Source organism: Photobacterium lucens (assembly GCF_009873615.1).
Lineage (GTDB): Bacteria > Pseudomonadota > Gammaproteobacteria > Enterobacterales > Vibrionaceae > Photobacterium > Photobacterium lucens.
Genome location: NZ_SSMG01000103.1, coordinates 1 through 7,894 on the forward strand (window position 1 = coordinate 1; position 7,894 = coordinate 7,894).

A 7,894-nucleotide genomic window follows, 5' to 3' on the forward strand; every position below is an offset into this window, starting at 1 on the left:
GTCATTTTTTTGTCATTACCTCAAGCCGTTATATGAAATATTTATAATAAAAACAGCGATTACTAAATTTAATGTATAAAAAAGCCGACAGTGCTCTCACACTGTCGGCTTTCATTGATTTAATGTGTGCTAGTTAACACTCATTAATCGCGTTGCGCACACGCTTATCAGACACTGGATATGGCGTACCCAATTGTTGCGCAAAGTAGCTCACACGAAGCTCTTCAATCATCCAACGGATCTCTTTTACCTTATCTGGTACTGGTTGCCCTTTCGGGATCTTGTTCAGTAGCTCTTTGTAGTCATTCACCACTGATTCAATCTTCAGGATATGTACACGATCTTTGTTTGGATCGATTGGCAGTTTTTCCATTCGACGCTCAATGGCACGCATGTAACGCAGAATGTCTGGCAGACGTTTCCAACCACATTCAGTAGCAAAGCCTTTGAAGATCAAACCTTCAATTTGCGCTTTGATATCTGACATCGCAAATGCCATATTCAAATCAATACGCCCTTTCAAACGCTTACTGATATTAAATGCTGTGGTTAAAATCGCTTCAACTTGTTTAGCAATATCTACTACCGTGTCGCCAAGCTCTGCACGAACAAACTCTTTCAGTGCTTCAAATGACTCAGGCTGCCATGCTAAACCGCCTTTTTCTTCAATCAGCTTATCAACACCACAAGCAATACAATCATCGATAAGATCCAGTACTCGACCATACGGGTTGAAGTACAAACCTAGTTTCGATTTGTTCGGTAAGTTTGAATGCAGATACTTAATAGGCGATGGTACATTAAGCAGAATCAAACGACGTTGACCGGCTTGCATCGCATTATGTTGCTGCTCTTCGGTTTCAAACAGTTTGATACCAACAGAGTCTTTGTTATCCACCAGCGCAGGATACGCTTTAACTTCAAAGCCACCACGTTTCTGTTGGTAACGCTCAGGTAGCGCACCAAAGCTCCATGTTTTCAAACCATCTTGCTCGATATCATCATCAGCAACTTGCGATAACGTCTCTTGAACTTTCTCTTTCAAGTTATCTTTCAGGCCATAGATATCTTTGCTTTCACGTAACTTACGATTACGGTGATCCACTGCACGATAAGTAATGCGCAAGTGATCAGGGATCTGATCTAAGTTCCAATCTTCACGCACAATCGTCACGCCACTCATACGCTTCAATTCTTTTTCTAGTGAATCTAGCAATGGCGCTTCCATTGGCTTAACACGAGCTAAGAACGCATCAGCATAGTTTGGTGCAGGCACAAAGTTACGACGTAACGGCTTTGGTAATGATTTGATCAGTGCCACAATCAGTTCATGACGTAACCCTGGGATCTGCCAATCAAAACCATCAGGCTGAACTTGGTTCAAAATAGCCAATGGTACATGTACGGTCACACCATCGTTATCTTCACCCGGTTCAAACTGGTAGCTTAGTTTTAGCTTCAAGTTACCTTGATACCAGAAGTTTGGATAATCCAAATCAGTAACATGGCTTGCATCACCACGGAACAGCATTTCACGCTCAAAGTTTAATAACTCTGGGTTTTCTTTTGATGCCTGTTTCCACCACGTATCAAAGTGGCGGCCAGAGGTGACTTTTAAACCAATACGCTGATCGTAGAAGTTAAACAGTTCATCATCATCGATCAGAATGTCACGACGACGGGATTTATGCTCAAGCTCTTCTACTTCACGTAATAATTTACGGTTTTGATGATAGAACTTATGGCGTGTCTCCCAATCTCCTTCTACCAATGCAGATCGGATAAAGATCTCACGAGATAGTGTTGGATCGATGCTGCCGTAATTCACTTTACGTTTAGCAACAACAGGAATGCCGTAAATCGTGACTTTCTCAAACGCATGAACAGCAGCGGATTTTTTCTCCCAATGCGGTTCGCTATAACTACGTTTGATCAAATGTCCTGCTAATGGCTCAACCCACTCAGGTTGGATTTTCGCTGCAACACGTGCCCATAAACGTGATGTTTCCACCAGCTCAGCAGCCATCACCCATTTCGGTTGTTTCTTGAAAATGCCCGATCCAGGGAAGATGTTAAAACGTGCATTACGTGCGCCTTGGTATTCGTTTTTCTCTTGGTCTTTCATACCAATGTGAGAAAGTAAACCGCTTAGTAGCGAGATATGAATACTGTCGTAACCAGCTTCGTTACCGTTGAGTTTCAACTCAAGCTCTTTGATCACTTGGTTGATTTGGAAGTAGATATCTTGCCATTCACGAATACGTAAATAGTTTAGGTAATCTTTCTTACACAAACGGCGGAACTGGTTATTAGACAGTTCTTTTTGCTGCTCTTGGATGTAATCCCATAAGTTTACAAAAGCAATGAAGTCAGAATCTTTGTCATTAAAACGACGGTGCTTCTCATCCGATTGTTGTTGTTTATCAGATGGTCGCTCACGAGGATCTTGGATCGACAAACCTGCCGCAATGATCATCACCTCACGTATCGCACCATGCTTAGGTGCTTCTAACACCATACGCGCTAAACGAGGATCAATTGGCAAACGTGCTAACTGACGACCCATTGTTGTTAAGCGTTTTTTCGGATCCGTAGCTTTAGCATTAATCGCCCCTAGCTCTTCAAGTAGGCGAATACCATCTTGAATGTTACGGTTATCCGGCGCTTCTACAAATGGAAAAGCTTGAATATCACCCAAGCCAATCGAGGTCATTTGGAGGATTACAGATGCAAGGTTAGTACGCAGAATTTCAGGATCGGTAAACTCTGGACGCGATAAAAAATCTTCCTCAGAGTAAAGACGAATACAGATACCTTCTTGAACACGACCACAACGACCCATACGCTGATTAGCACTTGCTTGTGAAATCGGCTCAATAGGAAGACGTTGTACTTTGGTACGGTAGCTATAACGACTGATACGTGCTGTACCTGGGTCGATAACGTATTTAATACCCGGAACAGTAAGTGAGGTTTCAGCCACGTTAGTAGAAAGTACAATGCGACGACCTGAGTGCGATTGGAATACCCTATTCTGCTCACCTGCCGACAAACGTGCATACAGTGGCAAAATTTCGGTATTACGCAGCTTACGTTTCTCTAACGCATCTGCTGTATCACGAATTTCACGCTCACCGTTCATGAAGATCAGGATATCGCCTTCACCTTCATCACACAGTTCATCAACCGCATCGAAAATCGCATCTAATTGGTCACGATCGGTATCATCACCATCTTCAACTACTGGGCGATAACGCACTTCTACTGGGTACGTACGGCCTGACACTTCAATAATGGGTGCATTATTAAAGTGTTTAGAAAAACGCTCAGGGTCGATGGTTGCCGATGTAATAATCACTTTTAGATCAGGACGCTTTGGCAATAACTCACGCAAGTAACCCATAATGAAATCGATGTTTAGGCTACGTTCGTGGGCTTCATCGATAATGATGGTGTCGTACTGATTTAAGTAGCGATCGTGTTGAATTTCAGCCAGCAGAATACCGTCTGTCATCAACTTCACATGGCTATGCTCAGAGACTTGATCGTTAAATCGTACCTTGTAACCTACGTGCGAGCCCATTTCACATTCCATTTCTTCTGCAATACGAGAAGCAACAGAGCGTGCAGCAAGACGACGAGGCTGAGTATGGCCAATCATGCCGTGGGTACCACGACCGATCTCTAAACAGATTTTAGGTAACTGGGTCGTTTTACCAGAACCTGTTTCACCCGCCACAATTACCACTTGGTTATTTAAAATCGCTTGTGCAATTTCATCTTTCTTTTGGCTTACTGGCAGCTGTGCAGGGTAAATGATTTTTGGACGCTGGGTTCGACGACGCTCAACAGTTTGCATTGATTTCGCAATATCTACTGCAATCTCATCAAATACCGCATGTTTGGATTTTTCGTTTTTAATTTTTGATGCGCCTTGTACACGTTTGTATAGACGAAACTGATCGCGCATCATGCAATCTTTTATCGCAGACTTTAATGTTTTTTCATTATTCAACACGTCTGCTTGAGTATTATTCAACTGACTCAATGTAATTCCTGTCTTTTCAATGACTAATGGATACCGAGAACATCATGATGAAAACTTGCTCAGTATCACTTGGCAATTCGAAATTTTTGTTAATTCTATCACAATTGAAACGGTGTGAGAGCAGCTTAAAAGACAATTACTAGGGCGTAATGATGAGCATTAAACCCAAGATGGAAAAGAATGGATAAATTTACGCTAATTATGGTAAGTAAACAGGTGAAAACCTCAAACTTAGTCAATAAATAACAAGTTCGAGGCTTCAATATGTAAGGGCGATTTCAGAACAATTAATGTTAAGCCGCTATTGCTTCTTCATCCTCATTAACTAAGTTTTTCAACCACTTTCGTCCATAGATACGATAGGTTGTAAGCCCTACTTTCACGACTTCTTCAGCTAAAATTGCGATTAAAACCCAGTGTAATGGCCACCCAAGTACCAGCCCAGTTAATATCGCTAAAGGAATACCAATGCCCCATTGACCAAATATATCGATAAAGATGCTGTATTTAATGTCGCCACCGCTACGCAATACTCCACCAATACCCACCATATTAAACACTTTTAAAAACATACCTAATGCTAAAACCAACGTCACATTGAGTGATAGATCCAAATTAGGTGTATTGGCTTTTGCTAACCACTCTCCCACCAGCCCACTAGAGAACCAAATCGAAACGCCCATAATGAACGCTATCGATACACTGATAACGAGAAATGACCATGATTGATGAAACGCCCGTTGATAGTTTTCCGCCCCTAACTCATGACCAAGAATGGTTGCTGCTGCCACTGAAAAACCAAAGAAAGCAGAAATCAAAACTCCTTCGATTGGAGATAACAAACTGATAATTGCCAGCTCTGTCACTCCTAATTTGGCAAAAATAACGCTATACACCAGCACACCCATTGCCCACGCACCATCATGAATGATCATTGGCCACGCTACAGTAAAATAACGTTTTCTCGCTTTAGGTGTTCGTGCAGGCTCAATATCTTCAGCTTTAGGCAGTACCTTTTTATAACTAATATAAGTGACGATGAGTAAAACTGCGGTTTGTGCTGTTCGAGAAATGGTTGTACCTAATGCAGCCCCTGCTAGCCCCATTTCAGGAAAACCGTATAAACCAAAAATAAGTAATGCATTTAAAACAGCATTGACAACCACTGCCAACAGCCCAACATAAGTAGGCATCTTAGCCTCACCGATGGCACGTAATGCAGATTCCAACGGAACAACAATAGCAACAAATATAATTGTCCAGCCCGATATGTATAAATAATCATGGGCGTGTTTCACAAAGCTTGGATCATCACTGACCAGTGAGACAATCTGCTCTGGAAATACACGATATGCCACAGCAAAAGGTAAAGTTAATAAAATAGCGCATACCCAAGATTGTAATAAGGTACGTCTAACCCCTTCCATCTTACCCGCGCCAAAATACTGTGCAGCTAATACACCTACAGCACCGCTAACACCCACAATCAATAGGAAATTGAAAAATACAATTCGGTTACCAATACCAACCGCTGCTACCTGTGCCTCACCCAGTTGTGACACCATAATAACGTCAACTAAACCGAGGACAGCAAATAGCATTGACTGTAACGATACAGGCAAAGCTAAACGCCATGTTTTTTGCCAAAATGTTTTATCTACTGAGCTTCGCCACTGTTGCATGATCGCCACCTATGTATTTGTTTTACTGTGAGAGCGATCATACCTAGCCTTGGCAAAAGGCGTTTATTCTAAGCCATCAAAAACCTTTGCCAAACTATCAACTTTTTATTTAACAGGCTGACTATGGGTAATATAGAAACTTTTACAATTTCGCCATTATGCCAATCCATCATTATTGATCAGCTCCAATCAATCGAATTGGAAAGACACAAAATCCTTCAATGTGGCATAAATTACGGCAAAGAAGCGTTCAGTATTTACCGACGCAATCCTGAAATGTATATGTTGCTCTATACCACAAAAGGAAAAGGGTTAATAAAAACCCCAGAGAAAGAGTGGCCGCTTGAAGCTGGCAGTGTTATTTATATTCCACCAGCACAAGAGAACTGCTTTATTATCAATCCAGAAGATAACGAAGCATTAGAATGGGATGTTGCATGGGTAATGCTTGAAAGTAATAGTCATTGGGATAAAAGCTTGCCTCATGATATTTATTACAATGAATCACAATCTTGTGATTTACTATTTAAAACTATCACCTGTTTAAATGATGCCTTAAGCTTTCGTTATCCTTTAGGAGATGCATTATGCCGAAGCATTACGGAACAAATTTGCTTATTGGTAGAAAATCGTTCTACATCATATGCCCCTAAAGCCCTCACTCGCTTAGAGCATGTCTTTCAACAAACCAAAAGTCAGCTTCACCATCCTTGGCAAGTTAGTGACTTAGCAAAAATGTACCCTTGTTCTGAACCTCACTTTCATCGTTTATGTCAGCAATATTTTCAGCAAAGCCCGATCGCACATTTAACACAAATTAGAATGGAGCATGCGGCAGGTTTATTAACCACTACAAACTGGTCTATTCAACATATCAGTGATTTATGTGGCTACCCTAACCCCACCAACTTTAGTACTCGCTTTAAAGCGTGGAGTCGCTTTACACCTCGACAGTTCCGTGGTCAATTTCAGTCTAAAAAGTAAACAAAACCTGTAAAAACAAGCAGATTATTAGAATTTTTTTCTAACAAAGGCTTATATCAGTTAAGCTAATAACCATTAGATAGTTATTGCTTACACGTACATTGTTAGAGGAACAGGTGATCTATGAAAAACGGCTTTATCTATAGTTACCAACTTGATGCCACCAATGCATCAAAGCCTTTAACGCTAGAACACATTAATCAATGGAGTAGTAATGATGGCTTGCTGTGGTTACATCTCAACTATACCGACCCAGATGCCCTTGCGTGGATCCAAAGCAGTGCTCTACCTGACATCGAAAAAGATGCACTCACTACACGCCGTATTCGCCCACGCCTGAATCAAACCAAAGAAGGCTTCTTTCTTTCATTACGTGGGATCGATATCGAATCTAATACACCTTCTGACGTACCAGCAGAAATGGTTTCCATTCGTGGTTACTACACTAAGAATATGATTATCACGACATCTGATCGCCCTGTTCGCGCTTTAGATCGTGTATCTGCACATATCGTTGGCGGCTTTGGACCAAAAACCATTGGGGCATTCATCTTATGCCTATGTGATCACTTAACCAGCAATAAGATGGAAGTCATCGACACATTAGATGACAGACTGACGGCACTTGAAGATCAAGTGATGAACAACAGTGATGAAAATTTACGTAATAACATTGCCGTGCTTCGACGTGAAACTGTTTATCTTCGCCGTTATGTCACCCCGCAACGTGATGCTATTGCTAAATTGCTTACCATTGATACCCCATTGTTAAGTCTTTCTGATAAACAGAAAATCCATGAAGTGAATGAAAAGCTCATCCATGTCTTAGATGACTTAAATGCCATTCGCGAACGTGCGAACGTGACACAAGAAGAACTAATGAGTTTACAATCTGAAGCCTTGAATCAGCGATTATATTTTCTCTCATTAATTACCACAATATTCCTACCGTTAGGCTTTCTAACAGGATTATTAGGCGTTAACTTAGACGGAATTCCTGGCGCACAATATCATTGGGCATTTTTTATTTTCTGTGGCCTATTATTTGGTGTGTTAATTTTGCAACTAGTGCTTTTTTATCGAAAAAAATGGATATAAATTAATAATGACAATTAAATAAATCACACTTATGTAATTCAATATTGTCAATTTCATACTTGATTAAATAAAAATATTATTA

4 protein-coding genes are annotated in these 7,894 nt (G+C 40.9%); 2 read left to right on the top strand and 2 right to left on the bottom strand.

The genetic code is table 11. The features are described 5' to 3' along the window. Positions 1–133 precede the first annotated feature (133 nt). Positions 134–4,018 carry an ATP-dependent RNA helicase HrpA gene (gene hrpA, locus E5A76_RS05310; protein WP_316247320.1) on the bottom strand — a complete coding sequence of 1,295 codons (3,885 nt, stop codon included), beginning with the start codon at positions 4,016–4,018 and terminating at the stop codon, positions 134–136. A gap of 323 nt (positions 4,019–4,341) precedes the next feature. Continuing rightward, positions 4,342–5,730: an MATE family efflux transporter gene (locus E5A76_RS05315; protein ID WP_161118317.1), complete on the bottom strand. Its 1,389-nt coding sequence runs from the start codon at positions 5,728–5,730 to the stop codon at positions 4,342–4,344. Between the two features lie 123 nt (positions 5,731–5,853). Between E5A76_RS05315 and E5A76_RS05320 the strand changes: the two genes are divergently transcribed. Together E5A76_RS05320 and E5A76_RS05325 are read left to right on the top strand one after the other, a co-directional pair. Then, on the top strand, positions 5,854–6,714 hold the full coding sequence (locus tag E5A76_RS05320) for an AraC family transcriptional regulator (RefSeq protein ID WP_107167349.1): 861 nt from the start codon (positions 5,854–5,856) through the stop codon (positions 6,712–6,714). A gap of 123 nt (positions 6,715–6,837) precedes the next feature. Next, positions 6,838–7,812 carry a zinc transporter ZntB gene (locus E5A76_RS05325; protein WP_161118318.1) on the top strand — a complete coding sequence of 325 codons (975 nt, stop codon included), beginning with the start codon at positions 6,838–6,840 and terminating at the stop codon, positions 7,810–7,812. Positions 7,813–7,894 lie beyond the last annotated feature (82 nt).

What these genes read in the sequence shown, in the direction of transcription:
- E5A76_RS05320 (WP_107167349.1), top strand. Translation starts at nt 5,854, where the DNA reads ATGGGTAATATAGAAACTTTTACAATTTCGCCATTATGCCAATCCATC.
- E5A76_RS05325 (WP_161118318.1), top strand. Translation starts at nt 6,838, where the DNA reads ATGAAAAACGGCTTTATCTATAGTTACCAACTTGATGCCACCAATGCA.
- E5A76_RS05315 (WP_161118317.1), bottom strand. Translation starts at nt 5,730, where the DNA reads ATGCAACAGTGGCGAAGCTCAGTAGATAAAACATTTTGGCAAAAAACA.